Below are 18,607 nucleotides of genomic sequence, written 5' to 3'. Positions count from 1 at the left end.
GCACAGAGTCACGGTGATTGCACAGGGGAATGATCCAGAATCTGTGCAGAGCAACCGGAGATTTTCGCTTGTAGAACAGTGAGAGCTATGACCCCCATCGCCGCAAAACGAGCACATCGTCGCGTTGACGCTGCGCCCGCACAGCACGTGGGCGCTTCTTTCTCCCGCCTTCTGGGGGAGACGTGGCGGTTCGTCGCGATGGCCTGCCTCGCGCTGGCACTCATCACGGGCATTGTGGCGATGCACTCACTTGTGTCGCCCTCCTCTCATTCTGAGTCGGCGATGGCGGCCTCGATGTCGATGGGGAGCGCCACCGTCGAGGAAGCTACGTTGATTACCTCAACGCTGACTGCAGTCGACTGCTCGGGATGTGGCGACGACGCATCAATGGTTCTTATGTGGTGTGTGCTTGCGCTTCTCACTGTCTCGCTTCTCCTCGCAGCGCCCAGGCTGGTGCCGGGGTGGGGCCAATACATCGAGCAGAGGTTGATTCCTACTGCGCGCTTCACCTGGCGGGCCCGCATGGCACCGCCGCGCCCTGATCTCGACAGTCTCTGCATCAGTCGCACCTAGGAGGCGCACTGTCGATTTAGTTCGACGCGCCTTCGCGGGACCGTTCTGGTCGCGCGCCTATCAGTGACTAATTTGGAGAACTTGAGAGATGAAAATTCGTTCCGCGGCTACGGCCGCAATTGCCCTGACTGCGCTGCTCGCGCTCTCGGGGTGCGCAAACGCTATGACCCAATCTGGTCAAAGCTCTGACTCATCGCCCACGGATTCAGCCACGATCGCCGATGCGAACAGCGCAGATGTCATGTTTACGATCATGATGATTCCCCACCATGAGCAGGCCGTTGAGATGGCTGACATGGTGTTGGTGAAGGAGGGCATTGACGAGCGTGTAGTCACGCTCGCCCAAGAGATCAAGGCAGCTCAAGGCCCTGAAATCGAGCTCATGACCTCGTGGCTAGAAGGCTGGGGTGTCGGGGTGACAGACGGTATGGACGGTATGGACGGTATGGGTCACGGCGACGGGATGATGAGTGACTCCGACATGGCCGACCTCGAAGCAGCAGACGGAAACGATGCGTCGCGCTTGTTCCTCGAGCAGATGATTGTGCATCACGAGGGCGCTATCGACATGGCCGAGTTGGAAATCGATTCGGGAGAAAACGCTGATGTCCTTGCTCTTGCCCAGAAGATCATGGCTGCGCAGACCGTTGAAATTTCGCTCATGCGGAGCATTATTAGTTCGCTGTAGCGACGTGGGGTCCGCCGTTCTCGGGCGGCGGGCCATTGCCCTCGCGTATTGCTCAATTGGCTTGGGAACGGAAAGGTATTCGTATGGCCACTCGCACAAATAAAATCTCGCTCATGGGCTCGGTGTCGTTGGGCACGGGGGTGATGATCGGCGCGGGAATCTTCGCTCTCGTTGGCCAGGTCGCAGAATTCGCCGGAGACTTCTTCCCGCTCGCCTTCTTGCTTGGTGCGATCGTCGCCGCTATCAGTTCCTACTCCTATGTGCGCTATTCCAGCGTGAATCCCTCCTCGGGCGGAATCGCGATGCTGCTGAAGGATGCCTACGGACCAGGGGTGGTGGCCGGCTCATTCTCGCTATTCATGTACGTCTCGATGGTGGTGGCTGAGAGTTTGTTGGCGCGCACGTTCGGCACCTACCTGCTTCGCCCCTTCGGCTTGCAGGATTCTGTGATTCTGGTTCCCATCCTGGGCGTTGCCGCCATCGCCACCGCTGCGATTGTGAACTTCGTCGGCAATACCCTTGTCGAACGCTCGGCAACGATTACGGCAATCGCCAAGATCATCGGGATCGCCGTGCTCGCTATTGCGGGGCTTATCGGTGTCGCGGTTGGCGGTGACGGATTCTTGTCGAAGTCGTCGGGGGACTCGATCAGCATCGTTGGAGTTCTGGCCGGAACAACGTTGTGCGTTCTCGCCTATAAGGGCTTTACGACGATCACCAATCAGGGTGCGGATATCCGTGACCCGAAGCGAAACATTGCTCGCTCCATCCTCATTTCTCTGGCGATCTGCACCTTCCTGTACCTGTTGATCACGGTGTCTGTGAGTTCGAGCATCGGTGCGAGTGGAGCGGTGGATGCTCGCAACTACGCTTTGGCGCAAGCAGCGGAACCGTTCTTCGGCGCGTGGGGTGTCGGTATTACCGTTGCGATCGCCGTGGTCGCGACGCTGTCTGGGCTGCTGGCGAGTCTGTACTCGGTGTCGCGGCTTTACGCGATGCTGCAAGAGATGAAGCAGGCTCCGTCGTTGCCAAAGTCGGTTCCTCATCAGCCCATGATCATCACCGCGGGGCTGGCCATTCTCGTCACCGTCTTTCTCGATCTCAGCCAGATCGCGTCGATGGGCGTCTTCCTGTATCTGACGATGGATATGGCGGTGCAGTGGGGAGTCATCCGCCGGCTGCGGGCGAAAATTGAAGCTCGGATTTGGCTGCCGGTGCTGACGATTGTGCTCGACCTTGCCATCCTGATTCCGTTCGCTGTTCTCAAGGTGCAGAGCGATCTCTTCACCGTGATCGTGGCCGTCGCGGTAGCAGCCGCCATTGTTGTGGCTCAGGTGGTGACGGTTCGAACGCGTTCGAATCACTAAAGGCAGAGGTCCCGGGCGCTAGTATCTAAGCATGCATGCGGATACGAAGATAGAAAGAATCCAGCCCGATAGCGACTATGTGGAGATCGCCGTCGAGGTGTTTCGACTGCTGGCGGATGCCACAAGGATTCGTATTGTGCTGGCGCTGCAAGATGACGAGCTGTCGGTGAACCATCTCGCCGACATCGTTGACCGGAGTCCGGCATCCGTGTCTCAACATTTGGCAAAGTTGCGCTGGGGCAAACTCGTGCTGGTGCGCAAGCACGCCAATCGCGTGTTTTACCGCCTCACCGATGAGCACGCGAAACGGCTAGTGGTCGAGGCTATTCTGCAGGCTGAACACACTGTGGATGAATCGCCAGCGCACCACGCATGATCGAGGTTCTGCGCAATAAGACGTACCGCGCACTGTTCAGCGCTCAAGTGATCGCTCTACTCGGAACAGGGTTGCTCACAGTCGCATTGGGGCTGCTGGCCTTCGACCTTGCCGGCGACGCTGCGGGGCGAGTGCTGGGTACGGCTCTCACGATCAAGATGGTCGCCTACGTGGGTGTCGCGCCTGTAGTCGCTGCGCTAGTTGACCGGATTCCCAAAAAGGCAGTGTTGGTGGGCGCTGACGCGGTGCGGTTCGCAATCGCGTTGATGCTGCCCTTCGTTACGGAAGCGTGGCACATCTATGTGCTGGTATTCGTTCTGCAATCTGCATCGGCAACCTTTACCCCTGCATTCCAATCGCTGATCCCCGCGGTGGTGCCAGAGGCACGCAACTACACGCAAGCTTTGTCGCTATCTAGGCTCGCTTACGATCTCGAGGCCCTGCTGAGTCCAACCATTGCCGCAGTACTCCTGATCGTTGTCAGTTACAACCACTTGTTCGTCGGAACGGCAATCGGTTTCGCTGGGTCTGCGGTACTGGTCTTGGCCACTGCACTGCCGCCGCATCTTTCAGGTGGAGATTCCGGCACATTCTGGCAGCGGCTTCCGGCCGGCGCGCTGGTGTTCTTTCGCACCCCAAGCTTGCGGTTCCTGCTGTTCACCAACGTGGTTGTGGCAGCGGGAACGGCGATCGTTCTCGTGAACTCAGTTGTTTATGCAAAGGGAATTTTCGAACTCAACGATGCCGCGTTGGCAATTGCTCTCGGCGCGTATGGAGTTGGTTCTCTCATTGTGGCGGTGAACGTACCGAGGCTTGTCGATCGCATCGGCGTGACGCGCACGATGCTCAGTGGCACTGTGCTTGTGGTTAGCGGTCTGACGGCTGCGATCGTCGTCACGGTTTTCGCTGTCACCACCTCGACCGGATGGTGGGCGCTTCTCGCGACCTGGCTGATACTCGGGATGGGAACTTCCCTCATCAGCACACCGTCGTCGAGGTTGCTTGCAGAGGCATCTAATCCTGACAACCGCAATCTCGTCTATACCGCCCAGTTCGCGCTGTCGCACGCGTGCTTCCTGGTCACCTATCCGCTGGCGGGATGGCTTGGGGCTATAAGCCTTCCGATCGCCACAGCCACGCTCGCCGTTGTTGCGCTGGTCGGCACTGTCGGCGCGTTCACGATTCGTCGCCGCGCTATAGGCCTCGCAAATTACTGGGAGAGCCTAGCGCCACGGCTTGTCGGCTAAGGCTGAGGCGACGAGTTCGAGCCTCTTCTCAAGAACTTCGAACTGGAGGTCGTCACGCCTCGGTGTGCCGACGCGTTCATCGCCGTAGGGGAACGGCTTCGTGATGCCGGTGCGCGCATAGCCGCGTCGCTCGTAGAACGCGATCAGCTCTGCGCGCGCATCGATCACCGTCATCTGCATAACGGTCACGCCCCACTCGCGGGCGGCGTAGTTCTCGGCCTCCGTGAGCACGAGGCTTCCTAGACCGGCGGACTGCTGGTTGGGGTCGACCGCGAACATCCCGAAGTAGCCGTGCTCATTCTCGTCGGCGACGTGGGCGCACGCTACAAGCTGATCGCCACGCTCCGCGAGCACGATCGTTGAACGTGGTCTGGCGAGGTCAGAGTGAAGGGCTTCCGCGTCAATGCGCTCGCCATCAATCAAGTCGGCCTCGCTCGTCCATCCGGTGCGGCTGGACTCGCCGCGGTACGCCGCAGTGACAAGCTTCAGCAGCGCCGGGATGTCGTTGGTTGTGGCGGCGCGGAAACTCAGGGTTGTCATGCCAGCAGCCTAGGCGCGATCGGTGAGCGACCGTGAACACAGTACGGAGCCGATGGCGCGGGTCCCATGCTGGCCTTACGAAACAGGTCTCACGTTGAGCGTCTCGGTTTCGCTATTGGGGATGAAAAGCTCCTGATCCGAGCAGATCGGGCCCGCGATTCCGACGAACGCGCCCGACTCGAAATCTGCCCGCACTTCGTCCGGGATGCATCCAACGCCGAGGACGACGGTTGCGCCACGTGAGGGAACGATAAATGTGTCGTCTCCTGTTGTGATGCTTACATCGCTCGAGCTTTCGTTGGTGATGGTCACATCGCCACCACCCGTGCATGCTGTCAGCGCTGCCGTCATTGTCAGGAGAAGAAGCCCGCTATGAGCGAGTCTGTTGTGGTTACTCATGACTCTCCTTTCTGCTGGTTGCGAGTGGTGAACTCAAGTGTGACGAACGGGAGATACTCGCGTGCAACTACCGCGGTGAGTGTTCCGCCGCTCGCGAGCTTCGCACCCACCGCGTACACAAAAGGGTCAGTGTCAATCTCGACGCCTGGCATCATTTCTCCGTCGATCGTGACGTCAATGGGTCGCGTAGCCCTGCGCTCTGGCAAGTGTGTCGGCGCCTCCCCATCGTGCGCGCTGAGTCCGAGCTCTTCGCGAAACTGATTCATGAGGATGTAGTTGGCGTGTTGGTTGAGGAGGAATTCGACAGCACTCCACTCCGATTCCTCGCGGTGCCAATGCGTCTGGGCCACCTCCCACAGCGACGGATATCGCATCATTTCGACCCGCTCGATCAACCACGCCGGTCGCGGCGGCACCTCTTCGATCGCACGGCGAGCGCTGTCATCCAGCTCAGCAAGGTTTGCGGGGTCAGACTTGTCGTCAGGATTGCGCCACAGGGTGGCTGAGATGCTGGCGGACATGGACGAATAGCCCTCACTGTCGCTCGCAGAACTGACGCTGACATCCGTCTCGTCTACCGAGCTCTGAGCGGCGAACCCCATCACCGGGATGGGCATCTGGCGCAACAGTGCAGCATGGTGTGCCCGTGGGTCAGGCGCGTCTTCGGGAAGAACGCCGGTGAAATTCATGTTCTCATCGTGCGCTGCCGCGAGAAAAATGACAAGTGCTCGACACGAGGATTCCGGTGAAGGGTCAGTCGGTGCGCGGCCTATTGGGGTCAGTGCACTGCCCACTGCCGAGGCCGTTCAGTGGTTCGCCGCCATTACCGCACAGTGAGCCGCCCGCTGGGGCCTCATCGACAACAGTTGTGGTGACAGCTGTCCACCCGGTAACTTCTCCCGCAAACACCGGAACTAACTTGCTGTCGATAAGCTTCACAGTGCGCTCACCGATGAGGAGCCCCGTATCGGGATCGATGATGATTTCATGAAGAAAGCCGTCCTTCTCTTCGCGGCCGAAGGCGACTCCGGTTCGGCCGTTCAGTGTGGCTGCCTCATCGGTGATTTCAACGCCAGGAATCCCCGCCGCGGCTCGATAAAGCGCGGCACGAAGCTCGGCTGGAACCACTCCAGTACGCAGCGTTGTGGAAATAAAATCGAAGGCCTGTCCGTCGGCGCTAACCCCGTGGCCTGCGGTGACCCGATAGATGTAGTTGAGCAGCCGCTGGGGGTCGCGCGGCAGCTCATCCAATCTCCAGTCGCGTGGTTTCGAATTGTCGAAACCGCCGTACGGCGCCCGGCTGATTTCCTCCTTATCGAAGGTTGCCCGAGCAGCTTCCTGCGCCTCCTCTTCGAAGCCTTCACCAAAGACCTTGATCGCGGATCGCGGTTCAGTTACGAGAACCCAATGGTTTGTGTGGTCGGCAGGAATATACAGTTGTGAGTTTTGGGTTCCTAGATAGGCAAAGTGCTCCCAATCCGCATTCTGGACCTGGCCCATGAATACCGCCTCGGTGTCGACCTTCAAGTACTGCCCTGCCCCGACGACGGGATCGGAGTTCTGGATGGCCGCGGCAGCAGCATCGCTGAGCGCGGATGCGGCAGCAGCATCCGCCCCACCTCTCCAGCCAGCCAAGCCGAGCACGTCGGTGAATACGAGAGTGGCCACGAGTGCGCCAGCGGCGAGAGCGCTGGTGCCGCCGAAGAACGCAAAGCGCTTTTTAGAGCTGGGCTTAGCGATTGCTGGCTGTGATCCGATGTGTTCGACCAGACCTCGTCGACCGCGGCTCAGAGCCTCGGCAGACGGATCCGCGACATCCTTACCGAACGATCGGAGCTGTTGAAGTTCGTCCACGATCCACCTCCTGTGCCGGCGTGATGCCAGCAGATTGGCGCAGCACTCGCCGCGCGCGATTGAGACGTGACCGAACAGTCCCGACGGGAATGTTCAAGGCGAGTGCGACGCCCTCATAGTCGAGGTTGCCCCACGCATACAGCAGCAGTGCATCCCGGTCGCGAGCAGGCAGTTTGCGAATTGCCCCTGCCAGAGCCCGAATCGAGAGGTCGGCGTCGAGGCGATCGTCGTGATCCTCGATGACCGTCGCCGGAGGCCCCGAGGCGACGACCGCGCGCAAGAACCGCGCTTCCGACCCCCGCTATTTGCGGATCAGCACTGTTGCGATCCCGAGCAGCCACGGCAGAGCACTCGCGAAGGCGCTATCGAAGCGGTTGCGCCGCTCAAAAGCGACCAAGAAAGTCTCGGCCATGATGTCATCCGCAGTGTCGACGCCCGCTCGCCGTGCCGCATACCGATAGACGGATGTCGCATGGCGGTCGTACATCTCGGCGAAGACCGCAGGGTTATCCCACGACCTCCGGATGATCTCGTTATCGCTAGTCACACTAGGTATTGCCCGATGGCTTGAATTAAGTTCACGGTGATTCGCCTGACGCTGACTCTGTTGCGGTGAAAGATTCGTCGAGCGAGGTCAGGACAGCGGCCGAGCGAGTTTCTAGGCGCTGTATGCGTTGCTCCAGAGTCATGCTGAACGACGCGCCACGATCACTGCGCCGCCAATGGCTAGGAAGACGCCGACCATAGTGGTGAGCACTGCCACCATTAGCACTGCGGCGTCGGCGGGAAGCATTGCACACGCGGACGGGGTGTCGTCGTAGTCGCAGGTGCGCCACGGCTGGAAGAGATAGATCACGGTTGTGACGGCTCCCGCTACGGCGAGCAGAGCACCCGCAGAGAGGAAGGGGAGGCCAGCTTTGTGCGTCGTCATGGGCCGAGCATAGCGGCCCATCTTGAGTAAGTATCAGTGATTCGCTCAGGCCGGATGCGGCGCCGGGAGTATATTTGCCCACACAACAGCAGCTGCAACATCCGCCGAAGGAGTCGTGAATGCCGGAAACGACCTTCCACATGTCTATCTCGCTCGATGGCTTCGTTGCGGGGCCCGAGCAGAGTCTCGACAACCCGCTAGGCAAGCGTGGGCTTGAGCTTCACGGTTGGCATATCGGAGATGAGCGCGCGAATGACGCCGACGCGATTGCGGCCGACTGGCTCATGCGTCCGCGCGGTGCGTATGTCATGGGCCGCAATATGTTCGGGCCGATCCGCGGCGAATGGGAGTCAGACTGGCGCGGCTGGTGGGGTGCCGAGCCGCCGTACCACGCCCCAGTTTTCGTACTGACGCATCATCCGCACGAGCCGATCGAGATGGATGGAGGAACGACCTTCTACTTTGTCACCGACGGGTTCGATGCCGCCTATGCGCAGGCGCGTGAGGCCGCCGACGGCAAGGGCGTTGATATCGCGGGAGGCGCTTCCACAGTTAGGCAAGCACTTCTCGCCGGGGTCGTTGACGAGTTGACGCTCGACATTGCTCCGGTGTTGCTTGGCGCTGGCGAGCGACTCTTCGACGGGATTGACACTTTTGGCTTCGAACCCGTCGAGGTTCTGCAATCGCCGCTGGCCACCCACATCCGCTACCGCCGAACCAGCTAGCTACGGGATGCGGCGGTGATGCCCTGTCGCGTTGGCGAGCGCGGCTACGCCTTGCCGACAGGAACGTAGCGCTCGGCTCGCACCCCCGAGGCGAACTCGATGGTGCCGACGAGTTCCAGGTTGAGCGGCGCAGCGAGACCCTCGAATAGTCGGGGCCCGTGGCCCACGAGCGTCGGGGACACGATGAACTCATACTCGTCGATGAGTCCGGCGTCGGCCATAGCGAGGGGCAGAGTGACGCCGCCGACGTACAGCCCGTCGCCCGGTTGCTCCTTCAGTTTCCTTATTGCGTCCACGGGGTCACCGGTGAGCGCTTCGGTGTTCCAGCCGTCCGGTTTGCGCGTGCTCGACACCAGATACTTCTTAGCCGCGTTGATCGATTCCTGAAACGGATGCATCCACGGCGCCAGGTCTTTCGCGGTGCGCCAAAACTCCATCAAATCGTAGGTAGGGCGGCCGAGGATGATCGCGTCGGCACGCGCGATAATCCGCGCTGAGTAGTTGTGAGATTCCTCGTCCGGGGTGCCGGCCGCATGATCGACGCAGCCGTCGAGCGAGACATTGATTGAATATCGGAGAGGTCGCACGCACTTAATCTGGCACGGTTCCCGCGATTCCGCTAGATCAGGCAGTTGCTTTCAGGTGGCAGTCGAAGAATGTTAGCGCGCTGGCGTGTTCGTGCCGCGGAACATCTGCATGTTTCCCAGCGTTCGCGTGCAGAGATTTGTCGGGGGAGCCGATGGCTGAATAGAGCCGCAGGGCGCTGTCTCGATCAACCAGCTCGTCATCCCACTGCATGACGAACTGCACGGGCGCGGTGACTGCGGGGGCGAACTCGATGAGGCTATCGCCGGCCAGTCCGAGGACGGCTGCGCTGATCCGTGACTCGGTTGCTAACAGCGCGAACCCGATGGCCGCGCCGAGCGAGAGTCCCCAGTAGCCGATTCCGACGTCGTTGTCGCGGACGCCTTGCTGTTCGAGATCGTCGAGCAGCAGCATCCATTCGGGAACGGCTCGTCGCACTAGTTCGCGGTTGAGGGCACCCACCGCCTCGGCGACAGCCTCGGTACCCTGCTCATGTGCCGAGCGCATCTGGGCGATGAGGGTCTCTTCGGCGGGAGACTTTGGCCGGCTGCCATGGCCTGGTGCATCGAGAGCAACCGAGTCATAGCCTCTCGCGGCAAGTAGCTCAGCGCGAGCATGCACGTTGGGCGCTTGTGAACTTTGTCCACCTCCGTGAGCGATGAGGATGAGGGGGCGGGGTTCCGCGGAATGGGAGTCGTGCCAGAGAACACCAGTGATGCCATCGTTCAGGGTGAGAGTGCGGGCGGTTCTCCCCGGAGTCGGGGACGAATCGTGAATGTGCAACATGAGCGGCGCCTTTCAGGGGCATCCGGATGCTTCGCTCACGTCAATTGAGCGAACCGCCTTAGCGGCTCGCGGTGATTGGGGCGAGCACCCGACTATCGACAGGAACAGAAAGAATCGGACCCACCCCCTTACATGTGCGGAATCGTAAAGACTGCGGACTTCGACATTAGCGCCGGCTGGAACCGCTCACAATGGTTCTCGGTGAAACTTTCCGCCCGAAGGGGAACCGCGTTCGCCGCGAACGTTTCGACTGCTGAAGCAACGGCAATGCGTGGTGATTACTGACCCTCGCACTGGGGCGGGAGGGTCTATCTCTATATAGCTAGATTTGAGACATGCAGCCATTGACTCGGGTTACCCCCGCCACCATCGACGTACTACGAACGTTTGTGGAAACCTCCGACCCGCTCTGGGGGTTGCTGGTGATAAGAGAGAGCGGTCGCCCGGCAGGGAGCGTGTACCCGATCCTCGAGCGGCTGGAATCCATGGGGTGGCTCTCTTCGCATTGGGAGGAGGACGACTCGCGGGTCGGTCCACGACGGCGCTACTACGAACTCACCGCAGGCGGGGTCATTGCTGCTCAGCAAGCGATCGCAACCTTCACTGCAGCCCGGCGGCCCACAGCGGTTCCCCGTGCTGGCGTCATCACCACGTCAGTGGTGACAGCGTGAGTGCATTCTCTACCGTAGTCGTGCGTGTGGCGGCGTCACTTCTGCCGGCGACATCCCGCGAACGATACCGGGAGCAATGGCTCGCAGATTTGCGTGATGCGCCTGAACTGGGCATTGGAACAGCGGAAATCGCGGCGGGCTCAATGGCATTCGCCATGGCTCATGGCCGCGCGCTCCCCAATCTAGGCTCGTCGCGAGCTTGGACAGCAGCCGCCCGGGCGAGACTCGCCGTCGGGCTGTCCTTGAGTGCTGCCGTACTGGCGATCACCCAGTTCCCCTCACTGAGTGCAGGCGGTCTCACCGGTAACACAGCGTATGACTTCACGACGTTCATGGCGTCGATGCTCTTGACCTCGTTCGGGATACTCGCACCATTAACGGCACTGATCGTGGCCTTCGCTACTGCGGGAATAACGCGCCAGATTCGCCTTGCGGTAGCCCTTCTCGCCTTGGCCAGCGCGACTCCTGTGGTCTCCGGCGCGATCGACGCGCAATTGTGGTGGATCTCGTTGCCCTGGCCCTTCACCCCGGGGGCCATCGCTTATCCGTTAGCGATCGCTCTTGTCGCTGTTGCGTGCGTGGCCGTCTGGCGAGAGCTCAGCCCTACAGCGCCGATTACGTTACCGCGCCTTCGCGCGAAACTGTTGTTCATTTCGATCTCGGGCGGCCTCTTCGTCGCGACCGCGGTCATCGTTGGTTTCACGCACGTCAGTGCGCTCTGGGAAGCACGGGTACCGCTTAGTTTTGAGGCCCCCTTTACCGACTCCAATCGCGCCTTTTTTGAAAACTGGTTGACGCTCAAAGTACAGTTTGAAAGTCAGGTCTCGACCACTCTCGGTGTGTGGATCGCTATCGGAATCGCGGGTGCGGTCGTCGTTGCGCTCTCTGGGCTGAGCCGGTGGGCGACGACGCGACGTTTGGCGGCTCTTTCTATCGGAGCATTGTGCATATTCCTCCTTTCGTACGGGGCGATTCTCGTATATCTGAATCTGGGGGTCTCCGGGATTGCCTCGAATGAGCCTGTAGAACTGCTCTTGCTCGTCGCGCGCTGCATACTTGTGGCGTTGACGTTAGTTATGGTCGGCGGTAAGCGCCGCTCTCATCCCGCGGTCACTTCAGAATCGGGCGTCGCTCCGAGGCTTCAACCCGCGAGGGATCTCCCTTAGCTCGGAGCCACCCGCGGCGTTGGGGGACCATCCGCGGCGCACCACCGGCGAACGTCCCAGCGATAATGGGTCAATGCCGATCCTCAATAAAGATATGACGCTGTGCATCTCGTTGGCCGCGCGGCCCTCCAATCTCGGCACGCGCTTTCATAACTACCTCTATGAAGAGCTCGGCCTCAACTTCATCTATAAAGCCTTCACGACGAGCAACATTGAGGATGCCATCGCCGGGGTCAGGGGCCTGGGCATCCGGGGCTGTTCCGTGTCGATGCCATTCAAAGAGGCAGTGCTTGAGCTCGTGGATGTTGTCGAGCACTCGGCCGCAGCGATCGAGTCGGTGAACACGATCGTGAATAATGACGGCGTGCTCACGGCATCCAACACTGACTATGAGGCCGTGGCCGGCCTGATCGCACGCCACCAGCTCTACCCGAGCTTGTCGGTGCTGGTTCGGGGATCGGGTGGCATGGCCAAAGCGGTCGTCGCCGCCTTCCACGGTGTCGGTTTCACTGACGTGACTGTGCTCGCGCGCAACGTCGAAGCGGGCAACGCGATCGCGACGAAGTATGGCTACCGCGCCGTGAGTGTCGACCCGCAGCCAGGCCACGCGGTGATCGTCAACGTGACCCCGCTCGGGATGGCGGGAGACTCAGCCGATGAGCTCGCGTTCACGCCCGAGCACATCCGCGCTGCGCAGACGGTGTTCGATGTGGTGGCGTTCCCGGCCGAGACTCCGCTCATTCGGGCCGCTCGGGATGCCGGAAAACTCGTTATCACGGGCGCCGAAGTCATCGCACTCCAGGCTGCGGCGCAGTTCGTTCGGTACACCGGGGTCTCGCCGACGCCCGACCAGGTTGAGCGCGCATCGGCGTTCTCGCGGGAGTAAGCGCGTTCAGCTTTCACACTCGTGTATCAGTAGATTGACACACAGCCCGTCTTCGGTGTATCAATTAAGCAGTACACGAAAGGTGCTTCCATGATTTCCTTGCCCATCGCTCTTGCGCTCTTCATCGCCACGGTTTTTGTTGTCCCGCTCGTTATCCGGGTGATCAGTGCATCCGGATTTCGACAAAATTCAGACGGTGATCTCGCCCAGGCGCAGCGCAATCAGGTGGCAGCGGATGTCGCGAGGCACGCTCAACGCCGAGCCGTGGTCTCGATCGCCTTCGCAATTCCCCTCTTTATCGCAATAGCATCCGTGGGAATCACCGAACCACAACTGCTGGGGGTCCCGTTCGGAATCGCGCCAGGGCTTGCCGTCAGCGGAGGGTTGCTGCTCTTCGCTGCGAGCGCGCCGCTGCGTATCGCTCAACCCGCGCGAAATAGTGCGGAACTCAACAGACGGTATCCGTGGTCATTCGGCCCACGCTGGGTATTCGTGCTCCCGGTGGCTATCGCGGCCGCGTTCGTCGCACTCCTCGTGGGAACCGGGCTCACCTCAAGCGTTGATGACGCTGGTCTCTCGCGCGCCATTACCGTCGCGGATGCAACCACGAGTTCTACTGCAAGCCCCTACCCGGGCTGGTTTTACGGTGTTCCGTTGATCGCGGTAACGGTTGTTCTCGCGGTCTCCACTCTGCTGGCCCTGAGCCGTGTCTCGGCCGCGCCAGCCTTGCCGAACGAAGGTCTTGCTGAACTTGATCGGCAGTGGCGGTCGGTGTCGACTCTCGTGATTACCAAGCTCAGCACGAGCGCCCTGCTGCTCTACTTCGGCGGCACAGCATTCATTGCGGGTCAGGCCACCCGGAATGTAGCGACAACGTTCACGGCAATCGGCGACACGTTTAGCGCCACCTTCCGGCAACCAGAATTCGCGATCGGTGTCAGCCTTCAGGTACTCGGTGGGCTTCTCGCAATCTCGGGACTAGTTTTTCTCGCCGCGGCAGCCTCCAGCGCTCTCACCCTGCGCGTGAGAGTGCAATTCTCTGCGGATACAGTACACGCGGCGGATCGGGCATGATCACCGTTGACGCCGAAAGCCCGGTGCCCCCCTTCGAGCAGATCCGATCGCAGCTCACCGACCAGATCCGATCGGGCGAGCTGGGTGCCGGGCAGCGACTCCCCTCGATTCGTCAGCTTGCCGGAGACCTGCGCGTCGCTACCGGAACCGTGGCGCGCGCGTATACCGAACTCGAAGCTGCAGGACTCATCGAAACAAATCGTGCTACCGGCACTCGGGTTCGTGACGACCAAACCGTCAACAGCGCGGTGCAACGTGCCGCCACTCGCTTCGTGAAAGCTGCCCGCAGCAACTCGCTCACCCTTGATGACGCGCTCAGTGCGATCCGCTCGGAATGGGGCGTTGGGTAGCTCGCCTAGCTAGCTTCGTGCGCAGCGGCTGGAGCCACGTGCATCCGTTGAAATCTAAAGCTGGCGAAGGTGACGCAACTCATGCAACTGGGTGCCGCCCACGTCAACGACTTTCTCGTCTCCGTCTGCGTGCCAACCGTGCTCGTCGTAGAAGCGGATGGCGCGTGCGTTTCCGCGCAACACCCACAAATATGCCTGGTTCCATCCTTCGGCGCGCAGTTCTTGATCCACGCGTTCGAGAAGCGCATGGCCGACTCTTTGCGACCAATAGTCCGGATGCACGTAGAGCCCTGCAAGCTCCCCGAGGTTGGTCATCCCGTCGTCCCGGCCGCCACCGAAAGTTGCCCAACCCGCCGCACGGCCGTCGACTTTCGCCAGCGGTAGTCGGTGTGAGGGGCCATGAGTGCCGTCGGTGGGCTCCCCGATAGCGAAGACTCGATCCACCGCGACCATCTCGCCGCACGGCCCTCGGTGCGCAAAGCATCGAGCATCTCCTGCGGAATCAACCCCTGATAGGCGGTTCGCCACGCATCAACATGAACGACCGCAATGTCCGGAGCGTCGTTCAAATGGGCTGGGCGAATCTGAACGTTGACCATCTCAAAATAGTAAGTGCACTCCATGCCGCGCGAACTGCGGGGTGAGGGTGGCGCCGAGCATTCTGTCGCGGCGAATGTCGTGGAGCGAAATCAGGTGGTCGGCGCGATCCCGCTAAGTGGTAAATTGCTCATATTCGGCCGGTGCCGGCACGCACCAGCTTTCGGTCACTGATTTGTGGGGACAGCGATGACAAGTACAAAGGACAGAATCACAACCTTCTTCTCGCCATGGTGGGCTGTGGCGTGGTTTGTTGCGTCCATCGTGTGGGCCGTCTGGCTCAACATCCTCTATATACAGGGTGGGGCCACAAACGACTGGTTGGGGTTCATCTCGATAGTCCCGATCTGGTCGTTCCTCGCCTACGTCATGGTTCGAAGCGCACGCCGCCGTAATCGTGCCGCGGAACCGAACGACGAGACAACGCCCAGATGACGAAGCCTGATTGCCGGTGACACGATCCGACTCTGCTGTTAACGATCCTTCCACTCCAGCGCAGTTCTTCGTCGTAGCGTCCACGCTGTCCTTCAGCGTGACTTGTTCTTGAAAAATGACTCGGCGGTCGCGACGATCGCCGCCTGGGATCGCTCGCCCGGCGAACGCCTGACCTGCGAAGCGGCCACGTCGAATCCCGCCGCGCGTAACTCGTCGCTGAGCGTATCCACCGACCACCGGTAGGCGGGAGCGACAGCGTGCGCAAACTGCTCAACAACAGGGCCTTCGAAGAAGCCAATCAGAAGGGTACCGCCGGGGGCGAAATTCTTGCAAGGGGAGCTGGATGCCGGCGGGCTCGTGGTGGATCAGGGAGAACCACGCGAGCACAGCCGCTAACGAATCGTTCGGCACATCGAGAGCGTTGAGAGATCCAGTTGCGAAGGCCACTTCGGGGTAGCTGCGCTCGGCGCGCTCGATGAACTCGGGCACCACGTCGATGCCGTGGCCGCGAGCCCCAGCTCGACCAGCTGTCGATCTTGCGGATGCACGGCATCCGTCGATCCGAACCGCTCGACGTATTCCTGTGCTCGGAGTGAATACGCAGCGCCGACTTCATTCATCACGATCTTCAGCTTAGGCCGGCGGTCTCACTGGGTTCGGGGAAAAGAGAGTGGCGTGGCGAGACCGTGCGGGTGGCCAGCAACGGGAGCTTCCTGCTGCAGGTTAATTTTCGTATTACGTTAAACGTATGAGCGCAGGTCGTCGCGTTACGGCTCACGCCTGACGAACTTGCAGCGATTGACGCCCGCGCGGCACGCGAGCACAAGACGCGGTCGGAGGCGATCCGCGACGCACTCATGTCATACGTCTCGTGAAGGTTCACGTTTCGGCGCTCAAACACGGCGTTCGGTCGGAGGACTCAATCCAAGCTGCGACATGGGCGGCTCTGGATCGAAGACCTCAATGATGATTCGCCTGCGAGCCAGCTACGGTTGGGATTCGACACGCAAGGACGCATCCTCGGGCCCGTTGTCGAGGACAGCCCAACTCTTGCAAAATCTGCAATAGTTGCTCCTAGCTGTTCGGGGCCGTAAGCCTTGACCAGCAGGATTGCGACCGTATGCGGTGAACGGAGATCTTGTGGGCGAGGTTGAGCTGTACGTGTCCGCCGACGGCTCGGTGAATTTGAACGTTCGCACCGATGGAGCGGCAGTCTGGCTATCTCAGTTGCAGATGACGACGCTTTTTGGCCGAGATGTGTCGACTATCAGCAGGCATATCGCAAATGCTAGGCGCGAGGAACTTTCTGGCCTCGCAACTATTGCAAAGTTTGCAATAGCTCGACAGGAGGGTGACCGAACCGTCGAACGTCAGGTTGATCACTACAGCTTGGATGTCGTTCTCTCGGTCGGATACCGTGTGAAGTCGTCGGAAGGTATCCGATTTCGTCGCTGGGCGAACGATGTACTCACGCGCTACGTGATCGCCGGTGTCGCTACCAATGATTCACGGCTCGAACAGATCAGCGCGATGGCGCGCTTGCTCGAGCGTTCAAACAATCCGGAGCTGGCTGGTATCGCCGAGATTCTGAGCCGCTACTCGCCGGCACTCGAGCTTCTAGACGAGTATGACCACGGCACGTTAAAGAAACCGCGAGGCACTAAGCCCGCCGAGCGTCTCGATTATGAGACAGCGCGGGCCGTCGTCGATGTTCTCTCGCACCAATTTCCGAAAGACACGATGTTCGGATCCGAGCGCGGCGAGTCGTTCCGAGGGATTCTCGGAGCAATTGAGCAAACCTATGCAGGCGAAGATCTGTACCCGACAGTGCAGGAGAAAGCGGCCCACCTGCTGTACTTCGTAGTAAAGGACCACCCATTCTCGGACGGGAATAAGAGAAGCGCTGCCGGACTATTCACGTACTACCTCAGCCTGAATCGCGCGCTGCAGGACGGCAAAGGTGTGGACATAGTGTCGAGCAATGCCCTTGCCGCTATCACTCTGATGACCGCGATGAGTAGACCGGATGAAAAAGAGACCATCACCCAACTTGTCACGAACATGCTCGATGGTGGTCTCTAAATAAGTTGTAAGCGCGCTCCCGGCGAAAGTGTGTAGCTGAATCGCACGAATACGTCCGGTTGGAACCTACTCGCGCACCGACACCGTCACGGTGAACTTGCTGTTGCGGCCGGCCTGGCGGGTGGGGCCGACGGTGCGGTTCAGGTAGTCGCGGTACCCGAGGTGGGTGTTGAAGACGACCCACAGTTCGCCGCCGGGTTTGAGCACGCGGCGGGCGTCAGCCAGCATCCGCAAAGCAACGCCGGCGTGCACGGTGGCGCCGGCGTGGAAGGGCGGATTGCACACAATCAGATCAGCACTGGCTGTCGGCCGTTCGGTGAGGGCGTCTTCGCGCGCGGCCTCAACTCGGGCTCCGACACCGTTCGCGTCGGCCGTCTCGCGGGTTGATGCGACGGCGGCGATGGACTGGTCGATGGCGATGACCGAAAGTTCCGGGCGGGCAAGCGCAAGAGATGTCGCGAGAACACCGGTGCCGCTGCCGAGGTCGATCGCACTCGTCGCATCCGCCTTCATCTCGGGCAGGAACGTCAGCAGGAATCGGGTGCCGAGGTCAAGGGTGGCGCCAGCAAATGCTCCACCGTGGGCACTGACCGTAAGCTCATCGACCGGAATCTCTGGCTCGCGCAGCACCGACGTCACCGGGTAGCGCAGATCATCCGCAGGATGGATGGCGCCGACAGCAGTCAGTGAGCGCGACTTTTGGCGAGCACGACCCGCGGACACCTCGTTGAACGAACGAGCCAAAACCTCGTTCATGCTCAACGTCATGTGCTTGAGGCGTCCGCCAGCAATGACCGTCACATCGTGGGCGGCGAAGCGTGCAATCGCCTGTGCCCACTCGTCGAGCTCGGCAAGGCTGCGCGGCAACTGCATCAACACGAGTCGGGCCCCAGAAAGAAGCGACTCGTTAAGGGTGTGTGACTCGTAGCTGTCCGCAAGTTCGCCAGCATTCGACGCCAACGCGAGTTCGCCCACAAGAGAATCTTGGAAAACACGGATGCCGCGACATCCGCTCAGCGCAGCAGCACCCAGAGTGAGCGCCCCATAGTTGTCGCCCATCACCACCAGCTCGCCAGCTTGAAGGTCGGAGAGTTCGCTTGCCGCTTCGTCGAGAATCAGCCGATCGCTCGCATCCACCGCAAACAGGTTCGGAGCTTCGAGGTCGGGCCAGCGTCGCAGAGTGTCGAAAAGGTGGTCAGACATGGAGAGCTCTTTCGGTGGCACGGCACCGCAGCAAGGCTGAGCGGCTGACGCCAATCGTAGCCGAGCGCTGTG

Annotated in this window: 28 protein-coding genes and 1 pseudogene; 14 read left to right on the top strand and 15 right to left on the bottom strand. The window is 60.7% G+C overall.

Annotated features, from left to right (window positions below; all coding sequences use genetic code 11):
• Positions 1-87: 87 nt before the first annotated feature.
• From AC1ENN_RS13570 to AC1ENN_RS13550, 5 genes are all read left to right on the top strand, one after another.
• On the top strand, positions 88-573 hold the full coding sequence (locus AC1ENN_RS13570) for a DUF6153 family protein (RefSeq protein WP_480406271.1): 486 nt from the start codon (positions 88-90) through the stop codon (positions 571-573).
• Positions 574-661: 88 nt separating this feature from the next.
• Entirely contained in the window at positions 662-1,261 is a 600-nt protein-coding gene (locus tag AC1ENN_RS13565) for a DUF305 domain-containing protein (RefSeq protein WP_480406270.1), read from the top strand.
• 83 nt (positions 1,262-1,344) lie between these two features.
• Positions 1,345-2,628, top strand: a complete 1,284-nt coding sequence (locus tag AC1ENN_RS13560; protein ID WP_480406269.1) for an APC family permease — start codon at positions 1,345-1,347, stop codon at positions 2,626-2,628.
• Between the two features lie 31 nt (positions 2,629-2,659).
• The gene (locus AC1ENN_RS13555; RefSeq protein ID WP_449647729.1) at positions 2,660-3,004 is read left to right on the top strand and encodes an ArsR/SmtB family transcription factor; all 345 of its coding nucleotides are present in this window, start codon (positions 2,660-2,662) and stop codon (positions 3,002-3,004) included.
• On the top strand, positions 3,001-4,251 hold the full coding sequence (locus AC1ENN_RS13550; protein ID WP_480406268.1) for an MFS transporter: 1,251 nt from the start codon (positions 3,001-3,003) through the stop codon (positions 4,249-4,251). Before AC1ENN_RS13555 ends, AC1ENN_RS13550 begins: the two co-directional genes overlap by 4 nt.
• On the opposite strand, the gene AC1ENN_RS13545 is transcribed toward AC1ENN_RS13550, so the two are convergent.
• The 7 genes from AC1ENN_RS13545 to AC1ENN_RS13515 all read right to left on the bottom strand — a co-directional run bounded on the left by AC1ENN_RS13545 (position 4,228) and on the right by AC1ENN_RS13515 (position 7,975).
• Complete coding sequence (locus tag AC1ENN_RS13545) at positions 4,228-4,791, bottom strand: GNAT family N-acetyltransferase (RefSeq protein WP_449647727.1); 564 nt, start codon at positions 4,789-4,791, stop codon at positions 4,228-4,230. The two genes, AC1ENN_RS13550 and AC1ENN_RS13545, sit on opposite strands and share 24 nt — an antisense overlap.
• A 75-nt stretch (positions 4,792-4,866) precedes the next feature.
• Positions 4,867-5,190 carry a hypothetical protein gene (locus tag AC1ENN_RS13540; RefSeq protein WP_449647726.1) on the bottom strand — a complete coding sequence of 108 codons (324 nt, stop codon included), beginning with the start codon at positions 5,188-5,190 and terminating at the stop codon, positions 4,867-4,869.
• On the bottom strand, positions 5,187-5,879 hold the full coding sequence (locus AC1ENN_RS13535) for a hypothetical protein (protein ID WP_449647725.1): 693 nt from the start codon (positions 5,877-5,879) through the stop codon (positions 5,187-5,189). The genes AC1ENN_RS13540 and AC1ENN_RS13535 overlap by 4 nt, the downstream gene beginning before the upstream one ends.
• Before the next feature lie 64 nt (positions 5,880-5,943).
• Complete coding sequence (locus AC1ENN_RS13530) at positions 5,944-7,044, bottom strand: CU044_5270 family protein (RefSeq protein ID WP_480391433.1); 1,101 nt, start codon at positions 7,042-7,044, stop codon at positions 5,944-5,946.
• A complete protein-coding gene (locus AC1ENN_RS13525) occupies positions 7,010-7,324 on the bottom strand; it encodes an RNA polymerase sigma factor (RefSeq protein WP_480391432.1) in 315 nt (104 codons plus the stop codon). The genes AC1ENN_RS13530 and AC1ENN_RS13525 overlap by 35 nt, the downstream gene beginning before the upstream one ends.
• Positions 7,325-7,345: 21 nt before the next feature.
• Positions 7,346-7,591: an RNA polymerase sigma factor gene (locus AC1ENN_RS13520; RefSeq protein WP_480391431.1), complete on the bottom strand. Its 246-nt coding sequence runs from the start codon at positions 7,589-7,591 to the stop codon at positions 7,346-7,348.
• Positions 7,592-7,729: 138 nt separating this feature from the next.
• The gene (locus AC1ENN_RS13515; protein ID WP_480406267.1) at positions 7,730-7,975 is read right to left on the bottom strand and encodes a hypothetical protein; all 246 of its coding nucleotides are present in this window, start codon (positions 7,973-7,975) and stop codon (positions 7,730-7,732) included.
• A gap of 119 nt (positions 7,976-8,094) precedes the next feature.
• Here AC1ENN_RS13515 and AC1ENN_RS13510 point away from each other — a divergent pair, with 119 nt between their 5' ends.
• Positions 8,095-8,700: a dihydrofolate reductase family protein gene (locus AC1ENN_RS13510; protein WP_480406266.1), complete on the top strand. Its 606-nt coding sequence runs from the start codon at positions 8,095-8,097 to the stop codon at positions 8,698-8,700.
• A 44-nt stretch (positions 8,701-8,744) separates the two neighbouring features.
• On the opposite strand, the gene AC1ENN_RS13505 is transcribed toward AC1ENN_RS13510, so the two are convergent.
• Both AC1ENN_RS13505 and AC1ENN_RS13500 read right to left on the bottom strand, forming a co-directional pair.
• Complete coding sequence (locus tag AC1ENN_RS13505) at positions 8,745-9,287, bottom strand: dihydrofolate reductase family protein (RefSeq protein WP_480406265.1); 543 nt, start codon at positions 9,285-9,287, stop codon at positions 8,745-8,747.
• A gap of 37 nt (positions 9,288-9,324) precedes the next feature.
• Positions 9,325-10,071, bottom strand: coding sequence for a dienelactone hydrolase family protein (locus tag AC1ENN_RS13500; RefSeq protein ID WP_480406264.1), 747 nt, complete (start codon positions 10,069-10,071; stop codon positions 9,325-9,327).
• Between the two features lie 335 nt (positions 10,072-10,406).
• Here AC1ENN_RS13500 and AC1ENN_RS13495 point away from each other — a divergent pair, with 335 nt between their 5' ends.
• The 5 genes from AC1ENN_RS13495 (at position 10,407) to AC1ENN_RS13475 (ending at position 14,218) form a co-directional block, all read left to right on the top strand.
• Positions 10,407-10,742, top strand: coding sequence for a PadR family transcriptional regulator (locus AC1ENN_RS13495; protein WP_480406263.1), 336 nt, complete (start codon positions 10,407-10,409; stop codon positions 10,740-10,742).
• The gene (locus AC1ENN_RS13490; RefSeq protein WP_480406262.1) at positions 10,739-11,908 is read left to right on the top strand and encodes a hypothetical protein; all 1,170 of its coding nucleotides are present in this window, start codon (positions 10,739-10,741) and stop codon (positions 11,906-11,908) included. Before AC1ENN_RS13495 ends, AC1ENN_RS13490 begins: the two co-directional genes overlap by 4 nt.
• Before the next feature lie 73 nt (positions 11,909-11,981).
• Positions 11,982-12,794: a shikimate 5-dehydrogenase gene (locus AC1ENN_RS13485; RefSeq protein WP_480406261.1), complete on the top strand. Its 813-nt coding sequence runs from the start codon at positions 11,982-11,984 to the stop codon at positions 12,792-12,794.
• A 90-nt stretch (positions 12,795-12,884) separates the two neighbouring features.
• Entirely contained in the window at positions 12,885-13,868 is a 984-nt protein-coding gene (locus AC1ENN_RS13480; RefSeq protein WP_480406260.1) for a hypothetical protein, read from the top strand.
• Entirely contained in the window at positions 13,865-14,218 is a 354-nt protein-coding gene (locus AC1ENN_RS13475; protein WP_480406259.1) for a GntR family transcriptional regulator, read from the top strand. The genes AC1ENN_RS13480 and AC1ENN_RS13475 overlap by 4 nt, the downstream gene beginning before the upstream one ends.
• A gap of 54 nt (positions 14,219-14,272) precedes the next feature.
• Here the strand turns inward: AC1ENN_RS13475 and AC1ENN_RS13470 are convergent, their stop codons facing one another.
• Positions 14,273-14,596 carry an N-acetyltransferase family protein gene (locus tag AC1ENN_RS13470; protein WP_480406957.1) on the bottom strand — a complete coding sequence of 108 codons (324 nt, stop codon included), beginning with the start codon at positions 14,594-14,596 and terminating at the stop codon, positions 14,273-14,275.
• A complete protein-coding gene (locus AC1ENN_RS13465; RefSeq protein ID WP_480406970.1) occupies positions 14,530-14,817 on the bottom strand; it encodes a hypothetical protein in 288 nt (95 codons plus the stop codon). Before AC1ENN_RS13465 ends, AC1ENN_RS13470 begins: the two co-directional genes overlap by 67 nt.
• A gap of 187 nt (positions 14,818-15,004) precedes the next feature.
• Between AC1ENN_RS13465 and AC1ENN_RS13460 the strand changes: the two genes are divergently transcribed.
• On the top strand, positions 15,005-15,250 hold the full coding sequence (locus tag AC1ENN_RS13460) for a hypothetical protein (RefSeq protein WP_480406258.1): 246 nt from the start codon (positions 15,005-15,007) through the stop codon (positions 15,248-15,250).
• Positions 15,251-15,342: 92 nt separating this feature from the next.
• Here the strand turns inward: AC1ENN_RS13460 and AC1ENN_RS13455 are convergent, their stop codons facing one another.
• From AC1ENN_RS13455 to AC1ENN_RS13445, 3 genes are read right to left on the bottom strand one after another with little or no spacing between them, the layout of a single operon-like run.
• On the bottom strand, positions 15,343-15,480 hold the full coding sequence (locus tag AC1ENN_RS13455; protein WP_480406257.1) for a hypothetical protein: 138 nt from the start codon (positions 15,478-15,480) through the stop codon (positions 15,343-15,345).
• Positions 15,481-15,520: 40 nt separating this feature from the next.
• The gene (locus tag AC1ENN_RS13450; protein ID WP_480406956.1) at positions 15,521-15,739 is read right to left on the bottom strand and encodes a class I SAM-dependent methyltransferase; all 219 of its coding nucleotides are present in this window, start codon (positions 15,737-15,739) and stop codon (positions 15,521-15,523) included.
• Positions 15,643-15,873 (bottom strand): hypothetical protein, encoded by a 231-nt coding sequence (locus AC1ENN_RS13445; protein ID WP_480406969.1) that lies wholly within the window; start codon positions 15,871-15,873, stop codon positions 15,643-15,645. Before AC1ENN_RS13445 ends, AC1ENN_RS13450 begins: the two co-directional genes overlap by 97 nt.
• A gap of 150 nt (positions 15,874-16,023) precedes the next feature.
• On the opposite strand from AC1ENN_RS13445, the pseudogene AC1ENN_RS13440 reads away from it, so the two are divergent.
• Positions 16,024-16,125: pseudogene (locus tag AC1ENN_RS13440) on the top strand (ribbon-helix-helix protein, CopG family); the annotation flags it as partial.
• A 265-nt stretch (positions 16,126-16,390) separates the two neighbouring features.
• Positions 16,391-17,332, top strand: a complete 942-nt coding sequence (locus AC1ENN_RS13435) for a virulence RhuM family protein/type II toxin-antitoxin system death-on-curing family toxin (protein WP_480406256.1) — start codon at positions 16,391-16,393, stop codon at positions 17,330-17,332.
• Between the two features lie 66 nt (positions 17,333-17,398).
• Here AC1ENN_RS13435 and AC1ENN_RS13430 read toward each other — a convergent pair whose 3' ends face one another.
• A complete protein-coding gene (locus AC1ENN_RS13430; RefSeq protein ID WP_480406255.1) occupies positions 17,399-18,535 on the bottom strand; it encodes a class I SAM-dependent methyltransferase in 1,137 nt (378 codons plus the stop codon).
• Between the last annotated feature and the right edge of the window lie 72 nt (positions 18,536-18,607).

Source organism: Rhodoglobus sp. G.S.23 (assembly GCF_056675935.1).
This window is presented reverse-complemented; position numbering and strand designations above follow the sequence as displayed.

Coding starts and splice junctions, on each gene's coding strand:
- AC1ENN_RS13570 (WP_480406271.1), top strand. CDS start 88: ATGACCCCCATCGCCGCAAAACGAGCACATCGTCGCGTTGACGCTGCG.
- AC1ENN_RS13565 (WP_480406270.1), top strand. CDS start 662: ATGAAAATTCGTTCCGCGGCTACGGCCGCAATTGCCCTGACTGCGCTG.
- AC1ENN_RS13560 (WP_480406269.1), top strand. CDS start 1,345: ATGGCCACTCGCACAAATAAAATCTCGCTCATGGGCTCGGTGTCGTTG.
- AC1ENN_RS13555 (WP_449647729.1), top strand. CDS start 2,660: ATGCATGCGGATACGAAGATAGAAAGAATCCAGCCCGATAGCGACTAT.
- AC1ENN_RS13550 (WP_480406268.1), top strand. CDS start 3,001: ATGATCGAGGTTCTGCGCAATAAGACGTACCGCGCACTGTTCAGCGCT.
- AC1ENN_RS13545 (WP_449647727.1), bottom strand. CDS start 4,791: ATGACAACCCTGAGTTTCCGCGCCGCCACAACCAACGACATCCCGGCG.
- AC1ENN_RS13540 (WP_449647726.1), bottom strand. CDS start 5,190: ATGAGTAACCACAACAGACTCGCTCATAGCGGGCTTCTTCTCCTGACA.
- AC1ENN_RS13535 (WP_449647725.1), bottom strand. CDS start 5,879: ATGAATTTCACCGGCGTTCTTCCCGAAGACGCGCCTGACCCACGGGCA.
- AC1ENN_RS13515 (WP_480406267.1), bottom strand. CDS start 7,975: ATGACGACGCACAAAGCTGGCCTCCCCTTCCTCTCTGCGGGTGCTCTG.
- AC1ENN_RS13510 (WP_480406266.1), top strand. CDS start 8,095: ATGCCGGAAACGACCTTCCACATGTCTATCTCGCTCGATGGCTTCGTT.
- AC1ENN_RS13500 (WP_480406264.1), bottom strand. CDS start 10,071: ATGTTGCACATTCACGATTCGTCCCCGACTCCGGGGAGAACCGCCCGC.
- AC1ENN_RS13495 (WP_480406263.1), top strand. CDS start 10,407: ATGCAGCCATTGACTCGGGTTACCCCCGCCACCATCGACGTACTACGA.
- AC1ENN_RS13485 (WP_480406261.1), top strand. CDS start 11,982: ATGCCGATCCTCAATAAAGATATGACGCTGTGCATCTCGTTGGCCGCG.
- AC1ENN_RS13480 (WP_480406260.1), top strand. CDS start 12,885: ATGATTTCCTTGCCCATCGCTCTTGCGCTCTTCATCGCCACGGTTTTT.
- AC1ENN_RS13475 (WP_480406259.1), top strand. CDS start 13,865: ATGATCACCGTTGACGCCGAAAGCCCGGTGCCCCCCTTCGAGCAGATC.
- AC1ENN_RS13465 (WP_480406970.1), bottom strand. CDS start 14,817: ATGGTCAACGTTCAGATTCGCCCAGCCCATTTGAACGACGCTCCGGAC.
- AC1ENN_RS13460 (WP_480406258.1), top strand. CDS start 15,005: ATGACAAGTACAAAGGACAGAATCACAACCTTCTTCTCGCCATGGTGG.
- AC1ENN_RS13430 (WP_480406255.1), bottom strand. CDS start 18,535: ATGTCTGACCACCTTTTCGACACTCTGCGACGCTGGCCCGACCTCGAA.